Origin of the sequence: Streptomyces megasporus, assembly GCF_000718985.1 — a bacterium.
In the GTDB taxonomy this organism is placed as follows: Bacteria; Actinomycetota; Actinomycetes; order Streptomycetales; family Streptomycetaceae; genus Streptomyces; species Streptomyces megasporus.
This window is the reverse complement of the sequence record NZ_JODL01000004.1, coordinates 1-23,233: the sequence shown is the minus strand read 5'-3', so window position 1 is coordinate 23,233 and position 23,233 is coordinate 1. Positions and strand designations below refer to the sequence as shown.

At 74.5% G+C, this 23,233-nt stretch carries 20 protein-coding genes and 1 pseudogene; 10 read left to right on the top strand and 11 right to left on the bottom strand.

What is annotated here, in order from left to right; genetic code table 11:
* Nucleotides 1–2: 2 nt before the first annotated feature.
* The gene (locus tag IF47_RS0104855) at nt 3–377 is read right to left on the bottom strand and encodes an RNA-binding S4 domain-containing protein (RefSeq protein ID WP_031506903.1); all 375 of its coding nucleotides are present in this window, start codon (nt 375–377) and stop codon (nt 3–5) included.
* A 627-nt stretch (nt 378–1,004) separates the two neighbouring features.
* Here IF47_RS0104855 and IF47_RS0104850 point away from each other — a divergent pair.
* Nucleotides 1,005–1,415, top strand: coding sequence for a DUF2267 domain-containing protein (locus tag IF47_RS0104850; RefSeq protein ID WP_031506902.1), 411 nt, complete (start codon nt 1,005–1,007; stop codon nt 1,413–1,415).
* 245 nt (nt 1,416–1,660) lie between these two features.
* Here IF47_RS0104850 and IF47_RS0104840 read toward each other — a convergent pair whose 3' ends face one another.
* Nucleotides 1,661–2,203, bottom strand: coding sequence for a hypothetical protein (locus tag IF47_RS0104840; protein WP_031506900.1), 543 nt, complete (start codon nt 2,201–2,203; stop codon nt 1,661–1,663).
* Between the two features lie 100 nt (nt 2,204–2,303).
* On the opposite strand from IF47_RS0104840, the gene IF47_RS0104835 reads away from it, so the two are divergent.
* Together IF47_RS0104835 and IF47_RS0104825 are read left to right on the top strand one after the other, a co-directional pair.
* Nucleotides 2,304–3,278 (top strand): RluA family pseudouridine synthase, encoded by a 975-nt coding sequence (locus tag IF47_RS0104835; protein ID WP_031506899.1) that lies wholly within the window; start codon nt 2,304–2,306, stop codon nt 3,276–3,278.
* A 251-nt stretch (nt 3,279–3,529) separates the two neighbouring features.
* Nucleotides 3,530–4,216: an HAD family hydrolase gene (locus IF47_RS0104825; protein ID WP_031506897.1), complete on the top strand. Its 687-nt coding sequence runs from the start codon at nt 3,530–3,532 to the stop codon at nt 4,214–4,216.
* Between the two features lie 65 nt (nt 4,217–4,281).
* Here IF47_RS0104825 and IF47_RS0104820 read toward each other — a convergent pair whose 3' ends face one another.
* Both IF47_RS0104820 and IF47_RS0104815 read right to left on the bottom strand, forming a co-directional pair.
* Nucleotides 4,282–4,671 (bottom strand): cupin domain-containing protein, encoded by a 390-nt coding sequence (locus IF47_RS0104820; protein ID WP_031506896.1) that lies wholly within the window; start codon nt 4,669–4,671, stop codon nt 4,282–4,284.
* Nucleotides 4,672–4,763: 92 nt separating this feature from the next.
* Nucleotides 4,764–5,951: a Gfo/Idh/MocA family protein gene (locus tag IF47_RS0104815; RefSeq protein WP_031506895.1), complete on the bottom strand. Its 1,188-nt coding sequence runs from the start codon at nt 5,949–5,951 to the stop codon at nt 4,764–4,766.
* A 138-nt stretch (nt 5,952–6,089) separates the two neighbouring features.
* On the opposite strand from IF47_RS0104815, the gene IF47_RS0104810 reads away from it, so the two are divergent.
* From IF47_RS0104810 to IF47_RS0104790, 5 genes are all read left to right on the top strand, one after another.
* A complete protein-coding gene (locus IF47_RS0104810) occupies nt 6,090–7,121 on the top strand; it encodes a LacI family DNA-binding transcriptional regulator (RefSeq protein ID WP_051717008.1) in 1,032 nt (343 codons plus the stop codon).
* Nucleotides 7,122–7,439: 318 nt separating this feature from the next.
* A complete protein-coding gene (locus IF47_RS0104805) occupies nt 7,440–8,669 on the top strand; it encodes a polyprenyl synthetase family protein (protein ID WP_245641000.1) in 1,230 nt (409 codons plus the stop codon).
* Nucleotides 8,666–10,216, top strand: coding sequence for a phytoene desaturase (locus IF47_RS0104800; RefSeq protein ID WP_051717007.1), 1,551 nt, complete (start codon nt 8,666–8,668; stop codon nt 10,214–10,216). Before IF47_RS0104805 ends, IF47_RS0104800 begins: the two co-directional genes overlap by 4 nt.
* Nucleotides 10,213–11,232: a phytoene/squalene synthase family protein gene (locus IF47_RS0104795; protein ID WP_031506889.1), complete on the top strand. Its 1,020-nt coding sequence runs from the start codon at nt 10,213–10,215 to the stop codon at nt 11,230–11,232. Before IF47_RS0104800 ends, IF47_RS0104795 begins: the two co-directional genes overlap by 4 nt.
* Nucleotides 11,233–11,375: 143 nt before the next feature.
* Complete coding sequence (locus tag IF47_RS0104790) at nt 11,376–12,341, top strand: Rieske (2Fe-2S) protein (protein ID WP_245640999.1); 966 nt, start codon at nt 11,376–11,378, stop codon at nt 12,339–12,341.
* Nucleotides 12,342–12,363: 22 nt separating this feature from the next.
* Here the strand turns inward: IF47_RS0104790 and IF47_RS0104785 are convergent, their stop codons facing one another.
* The 6 genes from IF47_RS0104785 to IF47_RS0104760 all read right to left on the bottom strand — a co-directional run bounded on the left by IF47_RS0104785 (nt 12,364) and on the right by IF47_RS0104760 (nt 18,338).
* Nucleotides 12,364–13,959 carry an FAD-dependent oxidoreductase gene (locus IF47_RS0104785; RefSeq protein WP_031506887.1) on the bottom strand — a complete coding sequence of 532 codons (1,596 nt, stop codon included), beginning with the start codon at nt 13,957–13,959 and terminating at the stop codon, nt 12,364–12,366.
* 107 nt (nt 13,960–14,066) lie between these two features.
* Nucleotides 14,067–15,278: a lycopene cyclase family protein gene (locus IF47_RS0104780; RefSeq protein ID WP_031506886.1), complete on the bottom strand. Its 1,212-nt coding sequence runs from the start codon at nt 15,276–15,278 to the stop codon at nt 14,067–14,069.
* Between the two features lie 112 nt (nt 15,279–15,390).
* On the bottom strand, nt 15,391–16,008 hold the full coding sequence (locus IF47_RS28550; RefSeq protein WP_051717005.1) for an acetoacetate decarboxylase family protein: 618 nt from the start codon (nt 16,006–16,008) through the stop codon (nt 15,391–15,393).
* 249 nt (nt 16,009–16,257) lie between these two features.
* Nucleotides 16,258–16,476 carry a hypothetical protein gene (locus IF47_RS27465; protein ID WP_157839916.1) on the bottom strand — a complete coding sequence of 73 codons (219 nt, stop codon included), beginning with the start codon at nt 16,474–16,476 and terminating at the stop codon, nt 16,258–16,260.
* A gap of 465 nt (nt 16,477–16,941) precedes the next feature.
* On the bottom strand, nt 16,942–17,835 hold the full coding sequence (locus IF47_RS0104765) for a cytochrome c oxidase assembly protein (RefSeq protein ID WP_078591572.1): 894 nt from the start codon (nt 17,833–17,835) through the stop codon (nt 16,942–16,944).
* Complete coding sequence (locus tag IF47_RS0104760; protein ID WP_031506881.1) at nt 17,832–18,338, bottom strand: DUF2243 domain-containing protein; 507 nt, start codon at nt 18,336–18,338, stop codon at nt 17,832–17,834. Before IF47_RS0104760 ends, IF47_RS0104765 begins: the two co-directional genes overlap by 4 nt.
* A 487-nt stretch (nt 18,339–18,825) precedes the next feature.
* Here IF47_RS0104760 and IF47_RS0104755 point away from each other — a divergent pair, with 487 nt between their 5' ends.
* Both IF47_RS0104755 and IF47_RS27460 read left to right on the top strand, forming a co-directional pair.
* Nucleotides 18,826–20,268 (top strand): glycoside hydrolase family 10 protein, encoded by a 1,443-nt coding sequence (locus IF47_RS0104755; RefSeq protein WP_031506880.1) that lies wholly within the window; start codon nt 18,826–18,828, stop codon nt 20,266–20,268.
* Nucleotides 20,269–20,703: 435 nt separating this feature from the next.
* On the top strand, nt 20,704–21,792 hold the full coding sequence (locus tag IF47_RS27460; protein ID WP_051717003.1) for a PP2C family protein-serine/threonine phosphatase: 1,089 nt from the start codon (nt 20,704–20,706) through the stop codon (nt 21,790–21,792).
* 79 nt (nt 21,793–21,871) lie between these two features.
* Here the strand turns inward: IF47_RS27460 and IF47_RS27455 are convergent.
* Nucleotides 21,872–23,100, bottom strand: a pseudogene (locus IF47_RS27455) (PP2C family protein-serine/threonine phosphatase).
* Nucleotides 23,101–23,233 lie beyond the last annotated feature (133 nt).

Sequence of the window (23,233 nt, the reverse complement as noted above, 5' to 3'; positions counted from 1 at the left end):
TGTCAGCGCCCGCGCAGGCGCTCGATCTCGCGGCGCTCCCGCTTGGTCGGTCGGCCCGCGCCGCGCTCACGCCGGGCGACCGGGGCCACGTACTCGCGCGGCGGCGGGGGTGGGCTGTTGTCGACGAAGCACTCGGCCGCGACCGCCGCGCCGACCCGCTTGCGCACCAGGCGCTTGACGACGACGATCCTCTCCCGGCCGAGATGGCGCAGGCGGACCTCGTCGCCGGGGCGCACCGGCTGGGCCGGCTTCGCGCGCTCTCCGTTGATGCGGACATGGCCGCCGCGACAGGCGGCAGCGGCGATCGAACGTGTCTTGGTGAGTCGGACGGACCAGATCCAACTGTCGATCCGCACGCTCCCCTCGTCTCCAGCCATACCCCCGACTCTAGAGGAGGGACGCCGTGGGGCGGGTGAGCGTGGAGGCCCGGCGGTCTCCGGCGAGGAGGTTCCCGCCCTTCGCCCCCGCAACGAGAGGACGGAAGCAGGCGGGGCGGTGAGGGCGGGCGCACGGAAAACCGGATCGAGGGGGCTTGACGCGCGGCATCAACCGGGGGAAGGTCGGGAAGTGAACCTGGGAGCGCTCCCAATCGGCTGTCGGGCCGGCCTTGGGAGCGCCCCCGCCAGGTCGCTCACGTCAGGAGCCGGTACACGTGCGCGGACGCGGAAGAGGAGGCCCGGGCAGGACCGCCGCCGACTCCGCCGGCACCCCGGTCGGCCCGCCGGCCGGTCCCTGACCCGACGACTGCCCGACCGGGGACTCACCGCGCCTGGAGTCCCGGTCGGGAGCACCCGGTTCGGCGGCGTGATGAGGGCACGCCGTCGAACCGGTTCCCCGTCCGGCCCCGGTGTCTCCTCCGCCGGGGCCGGACGGTCGCCCCCGGAGCCGATCGGCCCGCCGGCCGTCGCCCGTGTCCGGCGGGTTTCCGCCCCCCGGCCCCGGGTACCGGGCCCTGGTCAGCGAAGGGGGGATCGGAGGGGGGACCGCAGAAGGGACGAGGAGCCATGCGGTACGACACCTTCCTCGGACAGGTCCAGGCCCGCGCCCGGTTGAGCGACCCCGGCGCCGCCGAGACGGCCACCCGCGCCAGTCTGGAGACCCTCGCGGAACGCGTCCCGGCGACGGTGGCGGAGAAACTGGCCGCCCAGCTCCCACGGGAGGTGGGCGAGCATCTGCGCAGGGTGGCGCACGCGCCGGACGAACCGGACTCCGGTACGCGGATGAGCACCCGGGAGTTCTTCGACCGCGTCGCGCGCCGCGCCTCCGCCGACCGCCCCAAGGCCATTCACGAGGCCAGGTGCGTGATCGAGGTCGTCGACGAGGCCACCGGCGGGACGTGCTCGGCGAAGATCCGCCCCGCCCTGGACGACGACCTCGCCCGGATGCTTTTCTCCGGCAGTTCGGGGCACGCGTGAGTCGGGGCGGTGAGGGACACCGTCCCGGCGCGCCGGCGCGGGCCGGAGCGTCCGCACGACGATCCACGAGACGGTGACCGTGTTCGTCTTCTTCTCCAACCGGGCCGGATGCCTCGGCTCGCTGCTGTTCAGCCTGATCGGCACGGCCGTCCTGGTGCTGCTCCTCTATGGCTGCGGACGCGGCTGACGGCGACCGGAGTCGACCCCGCGCGGCCGGACGGCGGGACGGTCGGATCCCCGGGCCGTCAGACGCCCGAGTCGGCCGGCAGCGGTTCGCCGCACCGCTCGCAGCGGACGGCGCCCGCCCGCTCGTTCAACCGGCCGCACCCCGGGCAGACCCGATCCAGCAGGCACGGCGCCTCGCCGCCCTCGGGCTCCGCCCCGCCCCCACCGCCCCCGCCGGGCTCCTCGCGCCCGGCGGACGCGAGACCGCGGATGGTCATGCCCGGCCGTCGCCGGTGGACGGTCAGGTAGACCAGCCCCTCCGGGCCCGCCCGCAGCGACCGCCGCGAGGTGCGCGGCAGCCACAGCACCGCCTTGGGCGCGAGCGTCCGCCGGCCACCCGCCCCGTCCTCGATCTCACCGCCGCCGTCGACCACGAGCAGCAGGACGTCCAGGTCGTTCTCGACGTGCTCGCCGACCGACGCCCCCGGTGGAAGACGCACCAGGTTGGCGTCGAGCTGCCGACCCGACTCGGCCAACCGCCACAGGGCGCCGCCCTGCTCCGGAGACGCCCCGGCGATCAGGTCGTCGAGATCGGTCAGGACACGAGGGGTCTCGGAAGACACCGGCACCTCCAAGGCGTGTGCGAGCAGCTCCGATCCTAGGCCGTCCGGAACGGGGAGCCGTCCGGAAGCGAGGCGCGGGCCTCTAGGCTTGGGCCCCGCGATGAGGAACAGACGCGCGGTGCCGCCCTCCCCCCTGCCCCAGCGACACGGGATAGACCCGGTCCGTCTCAGGCTGCCCGTCGACGGCGCCTGGAGGACCGTCCGGGACCACCTGGTCGACCGGCTGTCGTCCGCGGTGGAGCCCGGACAGGTCGACGCCATGCTGAGCGAGGGCCGGGTCTGGGGCGCGGACGGACCCATCGCCCCCGAGGCCCCGTACGCGCCGGGCGCGTACCTGTGGTTCCACCGGGAACTGCTCCCGGAGGTGCCGGTGCCGTACGCGGTGGAGATCCTGTACCGCGACGACACCTTGGTCGTCGCGGACAAACCGCACTTCCTGGCGACCACGCCGCGCGGCCGGCACGTCACCGAGACCGCGCTGGCGCGGCTCCGCCGGGACCTGGGGCTGCCCACGCTCAGCCCGGCCCACCGGCTGGACCGGCTCACCGCGGGCGTGGTGATGTTCACCGTCCGCCCCGAGCACCGCGCGGCCTACCAGAACCTCTTCCGGGACCGCCGGGTGCGCAAGGAGTACGAGGCCGTGGCGCCGTACGCCCCGGAACTGGAAGCGCCCCGCACGGTGCGCAACCGCATCGTCAAGGAACGCGGGATCATCGCCGCGCGGGAGGTGCCCGGGGAACCCAACAGCGAGAGCCGGATCGAACTGCTCGAACACCGCGACGGCCTCGGCCGCTACCGGCTGGTTCCGCTCACCGGCCGCACCCACCAACTGCGCCTGCACATGAGCGGCCTGGGCATCCCCATCCTGGGCGACCCGGTCTACCCGGACCTCGTCGAGCGTGCCCCGGACGACTTCCGCCGTCCCCTGCAACTGCTCGCCAAAGTCCTGGAGTTCACCGACCCGCTCACCGGCCGCGTCCGCCGGTTCGAGAGCCGCCGCACCCTGGCGGCCTGGACCTCCCACCGGGAGTGGGCCGAGGAGGAGAGCGCACGGGACCTCCCGCCGCGCCGGTGAGCCCGCCGAGCAGGCGGAGGCGGTCGGTTCCGGGAGGGAACGCGGGCGGAACGCGCGTGGCCGGCCGTCACGCTCGTCGTGGTCGGAGTGCCCTACACCGTCGAGGGCCCGCCCGAGCCGGCCGAGTGCTCCCGTGAACTCGCCCGGCGCATCGCCCGTGCGGCGGACGGGTGATCCGGGTGTCCGGAGCGGCGGAAGCACCGGGGCGACCGGGAAGGGCCGACGGGAGCACACCGGCGGAAGGACTGCGGATGAGCCGTGACGGGACGCGAGGGGCCGCGATCTTCGACGTGGACGGCACCCTGGTGGACACCACCTACCTCCACACCGTGGCCTGGTGGGAGGCGCTGCGGCAGTCCGGACGCCGGGTGCCGATGTCCCTGATCCACCGGACCATCGGCATGGGCAGCGACCAGCTCCTGAAGCGGTTCCTCGGCGAGGACCACGACCCGGAGGAGGCCGCTTCCGTCAGCGCCGCCCACCGCACCCTCTACGCCGAGTACTGGCCGCGCCTGGCCCCCTTGGACGGCGCCGCCGACCTGCTGCGGGCCTGCGCCGAGCGCGGCTGGACGGTCGTGCTGGCCAGTTCCGCGCACGGCGACGAACTGGGGGCGATGCGGAGGGCGGTGGGCGCGGACGAGGCGGTGACCGCCGCGACCAGCTCCGACGACGTGGAGGCGAGCAAACCGGCGCCCGACCTCGTGACCTCCGCGCTCGCCCGTGCGGAGGTCGCCCCGGACCGGGCCGTCTTCGTGGGCGACACCGTCTGGGACGTGGTCGCCTGCGAGCGGGCGGGCGTGCCCTGCCTGGGGGTGCTCTCCGGCGGCCTCACCCGGCAGGAGTTGCTGGAGGCGGGCGCGGTGGAGGTCTACGAGAACCCCGCGGACCTGCTCGCCCGCCTCGACGGCAGCCCACTCGGCCGGCCGCCCGGCGCCTGACCGGCGCGCCCCTCGGCGACGGGCGGCGGCCCCGCCGTCAGGACTCCGCCGTCAGGATCTTGCCGTCAGGACGACCGCGGTTCCTCGCCCCCGAGCGGCACCGCGTAGCCGGGGACGGACGGCCACCGGACCGTCAGGACCACCGACTCCTCCTCCGCGTACCAGGAGTGGTCGACGCCGCGTCCCCACACCACGTAGTCGCCCTGACGCTCCAGGACGATGTCACGGCCGGGGAACTCCATGCGGAAACGGCCGCTGATCAGGACCAACAGGGCCGTCCGTCGCTCGCCCCGCACCCACCGCGCGCGCCGGTCGCCGCGCGGGTGGACGCCCCACTTGATCTCCACGTCCTCGCTGTGGCGCGGGTCACCGGGCTCTTTGAAGTGGCCGAGGAGCCAGCCCCGGTCCAGTGCCGCGTCCTTGCCCGCGTTGCCCACGTACACGTCGCCGTCCATGTTCGCGGACGCTAGCAGCCGCGTGGCCGGGAGGCGCGGCCGGCTCCCTCGCCCCGTGTCGGCCGGGGCCGGCGCCCCGGCCGACCGCGCGTTCAGCGACCGGTGTCGGGGGAGACCCAGGCGCCGGTCTCGGCCGAGCGGGCCATGGCGTCCAGCGCGGCGGCGCTGCGGACGGCGTCGGTCAGGGTGGCGCCGTGCGGGGTGCCCTCGGCGACGGACCGCAGGAAGTGGTACGCCTCGATGACCTTCAGGTCGTCGTAGCCCATGGCGACGGCCGAGCCGGGCTGGAAGGCCGCGTAGAGGCCGTGGCCGGGACCGACGTAGACGGTGCTGACGGACTGGTCCTGGTAGGCGGTGCCGGTGCTGACGCCCAGTTCGTTCATGCGGCGGAAGTCCCAGAACACCGCGCCCTTGGTGCCGTGGATCTCGAAGCCGTAGTTGTTCTGCTCGCCGACGGACACCCGACTGGCCTCCAGCACGCCCCGCGCGCCGGTGGGGGCGCCCTCGGCGGGGGAGAAGCGCAGCAGGCAGGAGACGTAGTCCTCGTTCTCCACCGGCCCCATCTCCCCGCCGGTGGCGCGGGCGTGGCCGGCGGTGGCGCCGGTGGGGCGGGCCCGTTGGGGGAGGAAGATCGCGGTGTCGGCGGTGAGGGACTCGATCTCGCCCACCAGGTGACGGGCCAGGTCCACGCCGTGCGAGGCCAGGTCGCCCAGGACGCCGCTGCCGCCGCGCTCGCGCTCGTACCGCCAGGTCAGCGCGGACTCCGGGTGTGCGGCGTAGTCGCTGAACAGTCGGATGCGCACGTGGGTGACGGTGCCCAGCTCGCCGGAGGCGATCATCTCGCGGGCGGTGGAGACGGCGGGCGCGTGGCGGTAGTTGAAGCCGACCGCGCTCTGGAGGCCGGCCTCGGCGACGGCGTCGGCGACCGCCCGGGCGTCGTCGGTGGTCAGTCCGACGGGCTTCTCGATCCAGATGTGCTTGCCGGCCCGTGCCATGGCGACGCCGATCTCGCGGTGCAGGAAGTTCGGGGCGGTGATGCTCACCGCGCTCACCCGCGGGTCCGCGGCCACCTCCCGCCAGTCGCGGACGGCCTCGGCGAACCCGTACCGTTCGGCGGCCTCCTCGGCCCGGCCGGGTACCTCGTCCGCGACCGCGACCAGCTCCGGGCGCACGCCGAGTTCCGGGAAGTGATGTCCCAGCCGGGCGTAGGCCTGGGTGTGGGCGCGTCCCATCCAGCCGAACCCGATCACCGCGACGCCGGTCACCGCTCTGCTGCCCATGGTGTTTCCGTTCCTCTTCGGGGACTTTTTGGACCGGTCCAAACAACGTCCACAACTGTCATCCCCGCACTTGACGTGTGTCAATACCGTTGTGGCAGGCTGATTCCATGGTGAGCAGTCCGTGGAACGGTCCAGAACATGGCTGAGACGGTCGATCGCCCGGAGGAGCCGTCCAGACCGCCGACCATCCGCAGCGTCGCCGAACGCGCGGGGGTGTCGAAGTCCCTGGTCTCCCTGGTGCTCCGCGGCTCCCCCCAGGTGCGGCCCGAGAAGCGGCGGGCCGTGCTGCGCGCCATGCGGGAGCTGGGCTACCGCCCCAACGCCGCCGCGCGCAGCCTCAGCGAACGGCGCACCCGCACGGTCGGGGTGCTCCTCAACGACCTGCGCAATCCCTGGTTCGTGGAACTCCTCGACGGCCTGACCACCATGCTGCGCGCCAACGGCCTCCACGTCCTGCTGGGCGACGGCTACCTCAGCCGACGCATCGGCGAGGACCTCACCCGCACCTTCGCCGACCTGCGGGTGGACGGCATCGTCGCCGTCGGCACCCTCCCGGACCCCGCCGCCCTGACGGAGGCGGCCGGACGGATTCCCACCGTCGTCGCGGGCGCCCGCGAGCCGGCCCTCCCCACGGTGGACATCGCCGCGGGCGACGACGGACTCGGTGCTCGGGCGGCCACCGAACACCTCATCGGCCTCGGCCACCGCTCCATCGCGCACATCGCCGGCTACGGGCTCGCCGGGGAGCTGCGCCGCCGTGGTTACGAGGAGGCGATGCGCGAGCACGGCCTCGCGGACGCCGTGGTGGTGGAGCCGAGCGACGCCACCGAGGAGGGCGGGTACCGGGCCACCGTGCGGCTGTTGAACGGGCCGGCGCGTCCCACCGCGATCTTCGCGTACAACGACATCGCGTGCGTGGGCGCGCTGACCGCCGCCGAGGAACTCGGTTTCGAGGTCCCCCGCGACCTCTCCCTCGTCGGTCACGACAACACCTACCTCGCGCGCCTGCGCCACCTGTGGCTCACCACCGTCGACAACGCCGGGTACGACGTCGGCCACCAGGCCGCGCGCTGTCTGCTGGAACGCATCGCCGATCCCGGGCGTCCCGCCGAGGTCCACCTGTCGGCCCCGGTGCTGGAGGTCCGGGGCACCACGGCACCGCCGAGGTAGCCGGCGAACGCCGCGAACGCTGCGGCGATCGGGTGGAGACGGCGACGCGAACCCGGGTGGCGCACCGTGGCCTGCCCGACGATCGAACGACCGATATGCACAATTTCATAAGATCCGTCACGGGTTCGGGAGGTTTCCGGCCGCCGGCGAGGGGCACTCGCCGGCGGCCGTCACCGCTCCCCGAACCCCGATGGCGATCCCGATGGCGAACCCCGATGGTGACGAGGGAAGGGCCACGATGCTCGTCAGCCGTACTCCGTCCACGGCCCCGCCCGCGCGGCCCCCCGCCGGCCCGCCGCACACGAGGTGGAACGCCGCGTGAGGCACCCGATGGCCACGATCGAGCCGGGCATCCCCCGCGGCGCCCACAACCCGGAGGAGACCCGCGGCGGCGACCGCGACGACCGGGAGGTCCGCCTTCGGGTGGAGGAGACCCTGCGGCACCACGTGGCCGAACGGTGCGAGGAGGCCGAGGGCGTCGACGACGTCTTCCGTGCCCAACTGGCCGCCGCCGTCTCGACGTTCGCGCTGCGCGGAGGCAAGCGGATGCGCGCCGCCTTCCTGTGGTGGGGCTGGCGGGCGGCCGGGGGCGACCCCGACGGCCGGGACGCGCCCGCCGTGCTGCGGATCGCCGCGGCCCTGGAACTGCTCCAGACCTGCGCCCTGATCCACGACGACGTGATGGACGACTCCGCGCTGCGCCGGGGACGCCCCGCCCTCCACGTCGACTTCGCCCACCGTCACCGGCAGGACGGCATGCTCGGCGATCCCGGAACGTACGGGAGGTCGGTGGCCACCCTCGCCGGCGATCTCGCCCTGGCCTGGGCCGACGACCTGTTCGCCGAGTCCCTCCCGGACGGTCCGGCGCGCCGCGGGGCCCAGGGGGTGTGGCGGGCGATGCGCACCGAGATGGTGGCCGGCCAGTTCCTCGACCTGCACACCCAGGCCACGGGCAGGCCCTCGGCGGCCACGGCGCTGCGCGTCGCCTACCTCAAGAGCGCCCTCTACACCGTCGAACGCCCCCTCCACCTGGGAGCGGTCCTCGGCGGGGCCGACGACGAACTCGTGGGCGGGCTGCGCTTCGTGGGCCACAACGCCGGACTGGCCTTCCAACTGCGCGACGACCTCCTCGGCGTCTTCGGCGACCCGCGACGGACGGGCAAGCCCGCGGGCGACGACGTGCGCCAGGGCAAGACGACCTACCTGGTGGCCCTCGCCCTGGCCCGCGCCGAGGCACTCGGCGACGAGGAGGCCCGCGCGGTGCTGCGCCGGAGCCTGGGCGATCGGACGCTCACACCCGAACGGCTCGCGCGCTTCCGGGACGTCCTGATCGACCTGGGGGTGCGCGCCGCCGTGGAGGAGAGGATCGAACGGCTCGGCGAGATCGCCGTGCGCCGCCTGCGCCGCGTCTGCGACGACCCGCTCGTCGCCCGCCGACTGGCCGCGATGGTCCGGGCGGCGACGGGCACGGACGGCGGAACGGGTACGGACGACGGGCCGGGCCCGGACAGCGGGACGGGCCCGGCATCGGGGACGGGGACGCGGTGAGGGCCGTCGGCGGGCGCACCGACCACGTCGTGGTCGTCGGCGCCGGACTGTCCGGACTCTCCGCCGCCCTCCACCTGCTCGGCGCCGGACGCCGCGTGACGGTCGTCGAGAAGGAGACCACGCCCGGCGGCCGGGCCGGACGCCTCGACATCGGCGGCTACCGCGTCGACACCGGGCCGACCGTCCTGACCATGCCCCACCTGATCGACGAGGCACTGGCCGCCGTGGGCGAATCCGCGGACAAGCGGCTGGAACTGATCCCCCTGCACCCCGCCTACCGCGCCCACTTCGCCGACGGCTCCCACCTGGAGGTGCACACCGACGCCGAGGCGATGGAGGAGGAGGTGCGCCGCTTCGCCGGACCGGCCGAGGCGGCGGGCTACCTGCGGCTGCGGCACTGGCTGGAACGCCTGTACCGCGCGCAGATGCGGCGCTTCATCGACAGCAACATCGACCACCCCCTCCAACTGCTCCACCCCGACCTCGCCCGCCTGGCGGCCCTGGGCGGCTTCGGCCGGCTGGACGGGCAGGTGAGACGCTTCCTGACCGACGAACGCCTGCGCCGGGTCTTCACCTTCCAGGCCCTCTACGCCGGAGTGCCGCCGGCCCGGGCCCTGGCCGCCTACGCCGTCATCGCCTACATGGACACGGTCGCCGGCGTCTGGTTCCCCCGCGGCGGCATGCACGCCCTGCCCGCCGCCCTGGCCGACGCCGCCCGCGACGCGGGCGGCGACCTGCGGTACGGGTGCGAGGTGACGCGCCTGGAGCGGCGGACCGGCCGGGTGGTCGCCGTCCACACCGACGACGGCAGCCGCATCCCCTGCGACGCGGTCGTCCTCACCCCCGACCTCCCCGTCGCCTACCGCCTGCTGGGCCGCACCCCTCACCGCCCGGTGCCGCTGCGGCACTCGCCCTCGGCGGTGGTGCTCCACGCCGGCACCCGACGCACCTGGCCCCAACTGGCCCACCACACGCTCTTCTTCGGAGCCGCCTGGCGGACCACCTTCACCGAACTGACCCGCACCGGACGGCTGATGAGCGACCCTTCCCTGCTGGTCTCCCGCCCCACGACCACGGACCCCGCCCTGGCCCCGCCCGGACGCCACCTCCACTACGTCCTGGCCCCCTGCCCCAACACCACCACCGGCCCGCTGCCGTGGCGTGACCTGGCCCCCCGCTACCGGGACCACATCGTGGCCGAACTGGAGCGCCGGGGCCTGACCGGATTGGGGGAGGACATCGAGGTGGAGCACCTGGTGACCCCCCGGGACTGGGCCGCCCAAGGACACGCCGCCGGCACCCCCTTCTCCGTCGCCCACACCTTCCGGCAGACCGGGCCCTTCCGGCCGAGGAACCTGGTGCGGGGCGTGGACAACGCCGTTCTGGCCGGCTGCGGCACCACGCCGGGCGTCGGCGTGCCCACCGTGCTCATCTCCGGGAAGCTGGCCGCCTGGCGCATCACCGGTCCGCCCCGGACCGCCCGCGGCGGCGGACGTCCCTCGCCCGCCCCGCCCGCCGTCCCCGCCGAGGGACGGAGGCGACCGTGACCGCCCGCGAACTGGACGCCGCGGGCGTCACCGACCCGCGGCTGCGCCGGGCGTACGCCGTCTGCCGCGAACTCAACGCCCGCCACGGCAGGACCTACTTCCTGGCCACCCGCCTCCTGCCGCCCGCCCGCCGCCCCGCCGTGCACGCCCTGTACGGCTTCGCCCGGTGGGCGGACGAGATCGTCGACGACCTGGACGGGACGCGGACCGTCGGGGAGCGCGCCCGCGCCCTGGCCGAGCTGGAGGAGGAACTGGGGGAGGCTCTGCGGGCCGGACTGCGGGCCGGACCGCGCGCCGACGGCTCCGTCCCCGTGCTCCGCGCCCTGGCGCACACCGCCTCCGTCCACCGCATCGACCACCGGCTGTTCCACGACTTCATGGCGTCCATGCGGATGGACCTGGACGTCACGGACTACCCCACCTACGACGACCTGTACGCCTACATGCACGGCTCGGCCGCCGTCATCGGACTGCAGATGCTGCCCGTGCTGGGCACCGTGGTCCCGCGCGAGGAGGCCGAGCCCCACGCCGCGGCGCTGGGCATCGCCTTCCAACTCACCAACTTCCTGCGCGACGTCGGCGAGGACCTGGACCGCGGTCGCGTCTACCTCCCGGCCGAGGTCCTCGCCGAACACCGCGTCGACCGCGACCTGTTGCGCTGGTGCCGCGACACGCGCCGCGGCCATCCCCGGGTGCGCGCCGTCCTGCGCGAGGTCGCCGCGCACACCCGGTCCGTCTACCGGGACGCCCACCCCGGCATCGCCCTGCTCGACCCCGTCGCGCGGCCCTGCATCCGCACGGCGTTCACCCTCTACGGCGGCATCCTGGAGCGGATCGAGGCCGCGGACCACGCCGTGCTGCACCGTCGGGTCGCCGTACCCGGCCGGCGCCGCGCCGCCGTCGCCCTGGACGGTCTGGCACGTCTGACCGCCGTCCGACTGCGCCGCCGCCTCGCCCCCGCGCGGTACACGTCCGCCCCGGCCCGCCCGGCTCCTGGGAGGAGCGCCCTGCCATGACACCCGACACTCCCCGGAGCGTGAGCCCCGGAAACCCTCCTGCCCGACCCCGCCGATCCGTCCGGTCCGTCCCACCCATCCGATCCCTTCGGTCCCTCCGCCGCCTTCCGCGCCGCGGGCTGCCCCTGCGCCTGGCGGCCCCGGTGGACTGGGCGCGGCAGCGCCCGACCTGGCGCGAGGCGTCCCCCGCCGTCATCGCCGCCGCGCTGAAACGGTCCGCCGCCCGTCCCTCGGGGAACTGGTACGTCCTGGGGCCGTCAAAGGAGATCCGCCCCGGCCGCCCCCACGGGCGCACCATCGCCGGCACGGAGGTGGTCGCCTGGCGCGACACGGCCGGGCGTCTGCTCGCCGGCCCCGGGGCCTGCCCCCACCTGGGGGCGCCCCTGCGCGAGAGCCCCGTGCACTGCGGGCGTCTGGTCTGCCACTGGCACGGCCTGGCCCTGGACGGCCGGGGCGCCGCCGGCTGGGAGCCGTACCCCGCCCACGACGACGGTGTCCTGGCCTGGGTCCGGCTGGACGCGGTCGGCGGCGAGGAGCCGCTGGACCGGCCGGTGCTCCCGGCCCGCCCGCCGCGGGCCGCCTCCCTCACGGCGGTCACCGAGGCCGAGGGCGTCTGCGAACCGGAGGACGTCGTCGCCAACCGCCTCGACCCCTGGCACGGGGCCTGGTTCCACCCGTACTCCTTCTCCGATCTGACGGTGGTCCGGGCGCCGGGCGTCGAGGCGGACCCGGCCGACGCGGAGGAGGACGGCTTCGTGGTCGAGGTCTCCTTCAAGGTCGGCTCGCGCGGCACGGTCCCGGTGCGGGCCGCCTTCACCGCCCCCGAACCGCGCACCGTGGTGATGCGGATCGTCGAGGGGGAGGGCGCGACCTCGGTGGTGGAGACCCACGCCACTCCGCTGGGCGCGGACGACCGCGGACGGCCCCGCACCATGGTGACCGAGGCGGTGCTCGCCACCTCCGACCGGCCCGGTTTCGCCCTGGCCCGGGCGGCGGCCCCGCTGCTGCGCCCCCTGGTGCGCCGCGCGTCCGCACGCCTGTGGCGCGACGACCTCGCCTACGCCGAACGGCGTTGGCACCTGCGCGGCACGGGCCGCTTCCCCGGCTGAGCGCCCCGCGCCCCGGACCGGTTCACCCGGCCGACGCCGCCAACGCCCGCAGCACCGCCGACCGGCCCGCCCGGGGCACCGTCCACAGCGTCTGGCCTCGCACGCCCCAGCGCGCCAGGAGCGCGTTCGCCGCCAGGAAACCGGTGGTGACGGCCCGTTCCATCAGCGCCACCGGGAGGTCCACCCGGACGCAGTCCCCGGCGAGCACCACACCCGGATCGGGAGTGCGCACGGGGGGACGGCTCTCGAAGGAACCCACCGCGAACAGCGGGCAGTCCGCGCGCCACTCGTGCACCGCGTCCACCACGCGGGCCCGGCGCGTCTCCGGCCACAGCCGGCGCAGCTCGGCGAGCAACCGCCGCCGCACGGCGTCCCGATCGGCGCCGTGCGGGACTGCGTACGCGTGCAGCTCCACCACCGAGCCGCCGGTGCGCCGCGCCCAGCGGGCCGCCTCGCCCTCCCACCGCTCCAACACACTGACGTTGTCCAGCGGACCGTATCCGCTCGTGCCCAGGAAGCCGGGACGGTCCGGGCGGACCGGGCGGTCCAGCCACAGCCGCGACACCAGGAACGGCGGGGCGGTGCGCAGCCGGGCGATCCGCTCCCGCCAGCCGGTGTCGCCCAGGTCCGGGGAGCCGGCCGCCACGCGGCGCAGGCCGGCGGTGTCCAGGGCCAGCACCACCGCGTCGAACCGCTCGACCCCGCCGTCCGCCGACCGCACCTCGTACGCCCCCGAGGCGGTGGGGGAGACGGACTCCACGGCGACTCCGGTGCGGAACTCGGCGCCGTGACCGCGCAGGTACTTCTCCAGCGGCTCCCACAGGGCCGTCGGGAACGGCTCGTTCACCACGTCGAAGAGCAGCCCCTCGGAGGAGCCGAGGAAGTAGATGTGGAACATCAGTGCCAGCTCGGCCGCCGACAGCTCCTCGGGATCGGCGAAGAAGCTCCGGGAGAAGACCCGGAACGCCAGGTGCCGGGCGGCCTCGGGGAAACGGACGCGGTCGAGGAAGTCGGCGGCGCTGACGCCGTCGAGACGTGCGAACACCTCCGGCACCCGCACGTCCAGCAGCGGAAGGGCCGCCGACGGGGCCATGCGCAGCAGCCCCGACCAGGAGAACGTGGGGCTGAGGAGGGTGAAGCCGAGCGCGTTCCACGGCGGGGTGCGGGGCACCCGTGCGAAGCCGTCCCGTGCGCCGCCGCCGTGTTCCAGCGGATAGTCGGGCAGCTTTGAGAGCATCCCCAGCGAGCCGTCCACCCGGCGCAGCAACCCGCGCAGGTTGTAGTACTGACGGAAGAAGGCGTGGAAGCCCCGGCTCATCGTCACCGCGGACCCGTCGGCCAGCGTCACCGGCCAGCCGGCCAGCCGGCCGCCCAGGTGCGGCTCCCGCTCGTGGACGGTGACCCGAACCCCCCGCTCGGCCAGGGCCGTGGTCGCCGCCAGTCCCGCCAGACCCCCACCGACGACGGCGACCCGGGGAGCGCCGTCCCCCGCGATCGACGGCCGCCCCGGCGGCGCCTGGAGGACGACGGCGCGACGGTCGCGTCCGCGCCGCGCGGCCGGGCGGTCGGTCGCTCGACGGAGGGGGACGGTCGTTCGGCCGCGGTACGGCGATGGCATGGCGGGCACTCCCGGAGGCGGTGGACGGAACGGGGAGATCGGATACGGCGGGCGTATCGGACGCATCGGGTGAATTAGGTGCATCGGTCATGGTGACCATAGGACGGTCAGCGCCGTCGGACGGCGGCGTCACGCCGTCGCAGCACCGGCAGTTCCACCGCCGAGCGCAGCATGGGCGGCACGGGGGTGCTCAGCCCGATGGCCAACTCCTCCCACCACCGGGAGCGGCCGTCGAGGAACCGCAGCAGACGGTCGGCGGGGTTGCGCAGGAACAGCTCGCCGAAGAACCGCGCGCCCGACACCCGCCCGGTGGCCAGGGCCCGGAGCACGACCGCGTCCATCGCCCGGTGGCGGGCCGCGTGCGCCGGGGGTGGCACCGGGACGCGCCCACGCCGCCAGGCGTCGGCGATGGCGTCGCTCTGCCGCTGGACGGCGGCGAAGGTGTAGCCGGTGGCGGGCCGGGTGGCCCCGCCGGCCGTGCCGATGCGGAAGACACGCTGCCCGGCGCGGCGCGGGAAGACCGCGTCCGTCATGGGGATGACGCCCTCCTCGACGTCCACCACCGTCGTTCCGTCGAGCCCCAGCACCTTCCCGGTGTAGTGCCGCAGCGCCTGCTCGTACTCCTCCCGGCGCAGGGGCGCGGGGGAGAACTCGGTGTACTCCACCAGCGCCTCCCGCCGCCCCAGCGGCAGGACGTACCCGAAGGACAGGCCGTGCGCCGGCTGTGGGGTGCGGAAGTCCATCAACTCCACGGTCGACGGGTCGAAGGCGTCGGAGGCGCACCGCACGAACCAGCCGCGGAAGTGCTGGAACAGGGTGCTGCGCGCGGCGGGGAGCCGGCGTGGCGGACGGGAGTCGAAGGCCCAGCGGGCCCGGACCCGCACCGGGGCTCCGGAGGCGTCCGTGCCGTGGACGACGGCACCGCCCGCCGGGTCGTCCGACACCCGGTCGACCGTCGCGGTCAGGCGGTGGAGCCCGGGCAGGCGCGCCAGTCGGCGCTCCACCAGCGCGACGAAGTCCGGGGAGCGGATCATCTTGTAGCGGGTGGCGCCCAGTTCGGCCTCGGCGACGCGCCCGTCCGGGCAGCGGACGCGCAGCCGGCTCCAGGAGGCCCGCACCACCGACTCGTACGGTCCGTCGCCGGTCTCCCAGAAGCACCAGGTGCGCGGCGGGGTGCGCGTTCGCCCGTCGGGCGCCTCGACGACGGCCACGGTGGGCGCGGCGCCGTGCGGGCCGGTGGTGCCGGCCAGCCGGTACGCCAGAGAGAGTCCCGCGGCGCCCGCCCCCACCACCGCGATGTCCACGTCCACATCGGTCACGGGGAGGGTGTTCCACACCGCCCCCGTCCGCACACCGCCGGATCGGCCTTCCGGGCCTCCCGACGAGCGACGCCGAGAGGTGACGCGGCGTCCGACCGGCGGCCCGACCCGTTCAGCAGCGCACCGGCCCGGGGACGGTCACGCGGAAGGGACGCACGGCCACCGAGAGCCGGGGAACGGTGGCCGCCAGGGGCGGAAGCCGGTCCGACCACGAGACGACCGCCAGGGTCTCCCGGCGGAGGGTGCCCACCAGACGGCCGGGCACGAACAGCCGCCGCCCGACGGCGCCGGAGAAGCCAGGCAGGGGCATCGGCACCGCGGGGAGCCCCGACCGGCTCGGCCGGAAGACGAGTTCGGCCAGCGGACCGTCACGGTCGCTCACCCGCACCGAGCGGTCCGTCCAGTCGAACTCGGCGAGCTCTTTGGGCAGGCCCCAGATGTCCCGCCCGCCCCGCACCGAGGTGGGGTCGTCGACCCAGATGCGGTCGATCAGCAGCCCGACCCGGTGACCGCGGCGCACCAGGGGCCCGACGGCCAGTTCGTCGTAGCGCAGGGTGCCCTCCCGATACCGGACCAGTCCGACCACCAGGTGCCGGCCGCCCAGCGAACGCAGGTCCGAAGGGACGGGCGGCCGGTGGGGCACGGGGAAGATCCCGGCCCACAGCTCCCCCCGGAACCTCCAGGGTGCGGGCGGGTGGGACGCCTCGTCGTCCGGGACGGCACCGGGCATGCTCCACGGGCTCCTTCCTGACACGGACCGGCCCCGACACGGACCGGCCCTGACACGGACCGGCGCGGCGACACCGACCGCGGCGGGGTTCGTCCGGTGGAAGCCGTACCCCGCGCCCGGCGGGCCATGCGTCGGGACGCCCTCGCCCCGACGGACCTCGACGACCGCGCGGAGGCCGCCGCCCGGCACGACGACGGGCGGGTGCCCGGCGAACCGCCCGCCGGACACCCGCCCGTGAACCGCGTTACGTCACATCGTCGTTCCGGCGATGGTGGTGGTGCTGGACATGCAGCCCTTGGTCTGGTTGCCCGCGGTCGGGAACAGACCGCCGAGCAGACCGGGGCTGACGTGCTCGGAGCACATCTGGACGCCCGATTCGGGGGCGTCCATGGCGATGGCCGGGGAGCCGACGAACAGGGCGGTGGTCAGGCCGATGCCGACCGCGGACACGCGGACAAGACGACGCATGGGTCCATCTCCTTTGGGACAGTGGGACGTTGGGGACCTGACTCCACCCTGGCCCCGCCGCCCGGACCCCGCGCGGTGGCGTGCTGCATTCGGCCCTTCCTGTCACTCGCGGGAGCGCCGCCCGCCGCCGGGACGCGTCCAACAGGGGGGCGACGGCCCCCCATACGGGGTCGATGCGCGCGTCGTGGGCGTGTCCACCGCGGGCGCCGCGGGGCCCGTGCCGGCGACGGCGAAGCCCCGGTCGCCGGTGGCCCGTGCCCGTGGCCCGCGCTCGGGGCGGCCGCTTTGAGGCGGCCGACTCCCGCGCGGAACCCACGGGGCCGCGCCGTCCTCCTCCCGGAGCCCGGCCTCCTCGTCCAAGGAGAGCCGGAGTCGGTGGTGTCACGGCTCTCTTGGGGGCCGGTCGGGGCGGGAGGAGCCGGCGGCCGACGGACGTGGGGACGGACACGCCGGCCGCCGGCGGCGTCAGCGCCCGGCCTCCGCCGGCCGCTGTGCGACTCCCTCGCGGGTTGTGCCCTGCGCGTACCCGCCCGTCACGCGCGCACTCCTCCGGACGGGGGAGGACGGGCGGGGCCGCCGGTCGCGGGCGAGGGCGCGCCCGCCGGCGGCGTACCACTGGACGGCCAGGACGACGGCCAGGGCGATCTCCACCAGATCACCGCCGTAGTACATCAGCAGGGCGCCGGTGCGCAGGTCCGCCGTGGCGACGTCGGTACCGAGCGGGGGAGCGGCCCAGAAGGACTTGGCGAGCACGGCGTGGGCGGCCCCGGCGCCCAACAGGGCCGTGCCGCGGGAGAACAGGCCCCAGCGGCGGCGCACCGGGTCGAGCCGGCAGACGGCGAAGGAGAACAGCAGGCCCGCGGCGAAGACGTGGACGTGCACCGCGGCGTCGAGCAGGGGGCGCTCGTGGACGGCCGCCCACAGCGGTGTGCGGTACAGCAGCCACAGGCCGCCCACGTCCAGCAGGGCCGCGAGCGGCGGGCAGACCAGCCATCCGGCGGGCCGGGAGTGCGCCACGCGGAGCAGGGCGCGCCGGGCCGGGCGGGGGAGCGGCACGCGCAGCACGAGGGTGAGCGGACGGGCCAGGACCAGCAGCAGCGGGGCGACCATGCCGACGACCAGGTGCCGGACCATGTGGGCGGTGAACGGACCGCCGGGCGGGGTGACGAGGGCGGCGGCCAGGGCGACGCCCCCGGCGACGAAACAGGCGTCGCGCCGTCGCGGCCACACGTCACCGCGACGACGCAGCCGCGCGGCGGCGAGCAGGTACCCGACGGCCGCCGACAGCGCGGCCGTGGCGGCGAGCACCGCCGCCGGGCCGGGGCCCGTGCCGGTGGAGTGGAGGTGCTCGACCGTCACCGGGCGGGCTCCGCGCTCAGGGGGGCGCGCCCCGCCCGGACGGCCAGGACGGCGCCGATGCCCAGCAGCACCAGACCCGCGACGTTCCAGGCCAGGTCGTACGGGAGCAGATCGACGCCGTAGCGGATCTGGTGCAGGCGCAGCACCTTGTGGTCGACGATGCCGTCGAAGAGTTGGAAGCCGCCCAGCCCGAGGAACAGCCCGGCCCGGGCGTGGGCGGGGGAGAGGGTCCCGCGCCGGCGCAGGTCGGCGTAGAGGACGAACCCGACGACCAGCCCCAGCAGTTCGGCGGTGTGCAGCAGACCGTCGGCGAGCAGTCCGACGGCGGGGGTGGAGCGGTCGTAGAAGTGGTGCCAGTTCAGGATCTGGTGGAAGACGATCTCGTCGACGGCGGCCATGAGCGCCGCGCCGATCAGCGCACAGACCGCCATCGAGCGTCGGGGCAGGGGCCGCGCGTCGGAGTGGGACGGCGGGGAGGCGGGCCGCCGGGCCGAACCGGTCATGGTGGGGTCGCCCTTCCGGGAGGTGGTGCGTCGCGTCGGGTACGCGTACCCGCCTCCCACCGGGACACGAGCGGCACTCCCGGACGTCACCGGTCGGGCGGAGCGGTTCGGGTCGCGGCCTCCGCGGTCGGTCGTGGTGACCGCCGCGCACGGGAGGCGAGACCGGGCACTTCTTACCGGAAGGGACCTGGAATTTTCGCTGCCTACCTCCTTGCTCACATGGGTCAACGTTCAATCATCGGAGTCAACTTCCCAGCTCACAAAGGGATCTTGGGGAAGGCGCCGGAGAAATGTCTCCGGAATCTTTTCGAAAGAAAGCGTTGACGGTCTCTCAGGGCGGACCCATACTCCTTACCGATCGTTGCCGATTGCCATGGACCTGACCTTCGGTGCCCCACGCCGGACGAACGGGTCGCAGAGTCGCGCACGGCATGCCCCACCCCGCCGGACACCCCTGTTCGAGCGGGCCACGGACGAAGGGACCGCAATGATCGACACCCCCCACACGGCCGAGGAGACCAGACCGGCGCGGAAGCGCGCGCGGTCCGCGCTGCGCAACGCGCTGGTGCTGGGCGCCACGGCGGCCCTGGCCGCGGCCGGCACCCTCACCGCGCTGACCGGCACCGCCTCCGCCGCGTCCACCCTCGCCACGGCGGCGGCCGAGAAGGGTCGCTACTTCGGCACCGCGGTGGCGGCCAACCGGCTGGGCGAGTCGGACTACGTCGCCACGCTCAACCGGGAGTTCGACTCCATCACCGCCGAGAACGAGATGAAGTGGGACGCCCTGGAGCCCTCCCGCAACTCGTTCAACTTCGCCACCGCGGACCGGATCGTCAACCACGCCCAGAGCCGTGGAATGAAGGTCCGCGGACACACGCTGGTGTGGCACTCCCAGCTCCCGAGCTGGGTGAGCGGCCTGGGGAGCGCCGCCGAGGTCCGCTCGGCGATGAACAACCACATCAACCGGGTCATGGGCCAGTACAAGGGCAAGATCCACTCCTGGGACGTGGTGAACGAGGCGTTCGAGGACGGTTCCAGCGGCGCCCGACGCAACTCCGTCTTCCAGCAGCGCCTGGGCAACGGCTACATCGAGGAGGCGTTCCGCACCGCTCGGGCCGCCGACCCGAACGCCAAGCTCTGCTACAACGACTACAACACCGACAACTGGAACCACGCCAAGACCCAGGCCGTGTACAACATGGTCAGGGACTTCAAGGCCCGGGGCGTGCCCATCGACTGCGTCGGCTTCCAGGCCCACTTCAACAGCGGCAACCCGGTCCCGAGCAACTACCACACCACCCTGCAGAACTTCGCCGATCTCGGGGTGGACGTCCAGCTCACCGAGCTGGACATCGCCGGCTCCGGCTCCTCCCAGGCCGAGCAGTACCGCGGCGTGGTCCAGGCGTGCCTGGCGGTCTCCCGCTGCACCGGCATCACCGTCTGGGGCGTGACCGACAAGTACTCCTGGCGCTCCTCCGACACCCCGCTGCTCTTCGACGGCAACTACAACAAGAAGCCCGCCTATGACGCGGTCCTCGCCGCCCTGGGCGGCACCGGCGGGGGCACCGGCGGAGGCACCGGTGGGACCGGAGGCACCGACGGCGGCACCGGTGGCGGCGGCGACGCGTCGTGCACCGTCACCTACGAGCAGACCGACCGCTGGGGCGACCGCTTCAACGGGAGGGTCACCGTCAAGGCCGGCAGCCGCTCCATCAGCACCTGGTCGGTGACCGTCACCGTCGCCCCGCCGCAGAAGATCTCCGCCACCTGGAACGGCACGCCCTCCTGGGACTCCAGCGGCAACGTGATGACGATGAGGCCCAACGGCAACGGCACGCTGTCCGCCGGCTCCTCCACCAGCTTCGGCTTCACGGTGATGGCCAACGGCAACTGGACGGCCCCCCGCCTGGGCAACTGCACCGCCTCCTAGCGGCTCCCGCCCCGCGGCACCCCCGAACCAACCTCCCCACCCCCCACACCCGGCGGCGTGGCGGCATCCGGCCGCCACGCCGCCGGCCTGTTCGCGTCACGGCATGCGCGTGCTTTGCATCGGTGTCGAACACCGCCGGTGTGGAGTCGATGTGGAGTCGGTGTGAAACGTCACCGCCGCGGCGCGCGGGGAACCATCGGGGAAGGGCGCCCGTTCGCCCGAGTGACGCCGCGCGTGAATGCTCCGGGACCGCTCGGGGATACGAGAGGGGTGGGTCACCGGCCCGCCGGTGACCGGGCCGGGGGCGAGGCGTCCCGGCGGGACCGACCACGGAGAGCGGAAACCAAGGTGCGCACCCCTGACGACCTCGATGGACCGGAAACGACGGCGAGGCGGAGGGGCGCCGCTCGCCGCAGGCTCGACTCCCGGACGTTGGTGTTCTGGCTCGTCCTCCTCACGGTGGTGCTGGGCGGTTCGGGCTACTTCGGGGAGCGCGACACACGGCTGGTCCCCTTCCTCATCTTCGTCCCCGCCCTCGTCGCGGGGCGGGGCACGGTGCGGCAGACCGCCTTCGCCGCCGGGTGGGTCGCCCTCGTCCTCTTCGGCTCGCTGTTCGTCGACCCCCTCGAGTCGCCCGCCGCCGGCGCGACCATGGTCCTCTCCGCCGTGGCGCTCGGCGCGCTGAGCGTCGTCAGCGCCTGGCAGCGGACCCGCAGAGACGAGGAGATCATCCGGCTGCGCTCCGCCGCCGCGACCCTGCAACGGCAGATCCTGCGCCCGCTCCCCGTGGTCACCGACCAGCTCCTGGTCGACGGGGTGTACGAACCGGTGGAGGAGGACAGCCGGGTCGGCGGCGACCTCTACGAGATCGCCGTCTCTCCCTACGGCACCCGGGTGTGCATCGCCGACGTCCAGGGAAAAGGGCTGCCCGCCATCGGGACCGCCTTCGCCGTCCTGGGCGCCTTCCGGGAGGCGGCCCACCGCGAACCGACCCTCACCGCGGTGGTGGACGCCATGGAGAACGCCGTCATCCGGCACAACGCCTTCGCCGCCCAGACCGGGGAGCCGGAGCGCTTCGTCACCGCGCTCGTCCTCGCCGTCGACGGCGAGGACGACATCGAGGTGGTCAACTGCGGACACCTCCCGCCGTACCTGCTGAGCCGGGGGCGGAGCGGCCCGCTCCGCCTCCGGGAGACGAACGTCCCCTTGGGCTTGGGCCCCCTCGTCTCACGACCCCGCACCGTGGAACGGGTCGACTTCCCGACCGACGCCACCCTCCTGCTCTACACCGACGGCGTCACCGAGGCGCGCGCCCCCTCCGGCGCCTTCTTCTCCCTGGAGGCGCACCTGGCGGACTGGGTGGACGCCCCTCCCCACCGGGTGGCCGCGGACCTGCTCGACCGACTGATGCGCCACACCGACGGAAGCCCCTCGGACGACATCGCCGTCCTGGTGTTGCGCAGGAGGGTGTCCATCGGGCCGGAGAGAGCGACCTTCGGCGAGACGGCCGACTCGGCCCGCTGACCCCTCACCGGAACGCGGGCCCCCGGGGAGACGACCACGGCGGGGCCGGGGCGGGGCGGTGTCTCAGGAGTGCGGCGTCTCAGGAGTTCAGACCGGCCCGGACCGCGGCCGGCCCGTGCTCCTCGGAGTGGGGGCCGAGCCACTCGCACAGCAGGACGGTGGCGTCGTCCCGGAGTCGGCCGCCGTGGTGGTCGAGCACGGCATGGACCAGACCCCGCAGGGTCTCGGGGACGGGAAGGCCGTCGGCGTGGTGCCGGACGAGGAAGTCCACGAAGCGGACGAGGCCGAACTCGCGGTCGCCCGGGCCGCGGGCCTCGGTGATGCCGTCGGTGTGGAACACGACGCGGTCGCCCGGCTCCAACTGCTCCTGACTGAGCGTGCTCCTCAAGCCCAGCCCCGTGCCCATCGGATGCGCGCGGGGGGGCAGCGCAGCAGGGTGCTCCAGCGCTTGCCCCGGATGACGACCGGAGGGGGATGGCCGCGGTTGACCCAGCGGAACACGCCGGTGCGAGTGTCCGGTTCGGCCAGGATGCCGGTGGCGTAGCGGGAGTGGCCGAACTGCTCGACCAGCAGGTTCTCCACGGCCACGCCGGTCTCGACGAGACCGGCGCCCTGCCGGCGGTGGTCGCGGCAGGCGGCCACGGCCAGGTGAGCGGTGAGGCCGGCCGCGGCGTCGTGCCCCATGGCGTCGAAGACGGACAGGAACACCAGAGGACCGGCGAGCGCGTAGTCGAAGGCGTCGCCGCTGATCAGGTACGCCGGTTCCATGGCGGCGCCGATCACCACCCGGCCGTCGGCGTACGTCCGGGGCGGCATCAACCGCCACTGCATCTCGGCGGCCACGTTCATGTCCTCGGTGCGCACCAGACGGGCGTGGGAGTCGATGAGATGGCTCTTGCCGGCCACCAGCAGCGCCACCAGGGAGGCCAACGACTCCATGTCCCGCCGGACGCGGTCGGTGTCGTCCGCGGTGGTGATCCGCAGGACGCCCAGCCGTTCGGTGCCGTCCAGCAGCGGCACCCACCACTGGTACCCGCCGGGCCCGGCATCGCCGGCGGGCAGGACCCGTCCGTGCCGGTAGGCCCGGCCCGGGACGGTTCCGTCGATGCTCAACTCCGCCTCGTCGCCTTCCGCGCCCCGACCGGCGTCCGGACCGGCGCCGGTCAGCGGGCGCAGGACGTACTCCTGCAGATCAGCCAGGTAGATCCGCACGTCGGTGAGCCCGGTGACGGCCGCGTACCGGGCCACGGCGGCCGGCAGCAGTTCCAAGGGCGTCAGATGGCTGACGGCCGGCAGACCGGCGAGCATCCGCCCGCTGCGGGCGTCCCGCTCCGGCACGGTGGCCCTACCTTTCAGGTCGTGGGTCTGAACTGGTCGTTCGTAAGATCGGTGGACCCGGGGTCCCGGGTATGGCTGGCACGGTGGAGACCGCGAGATGGCT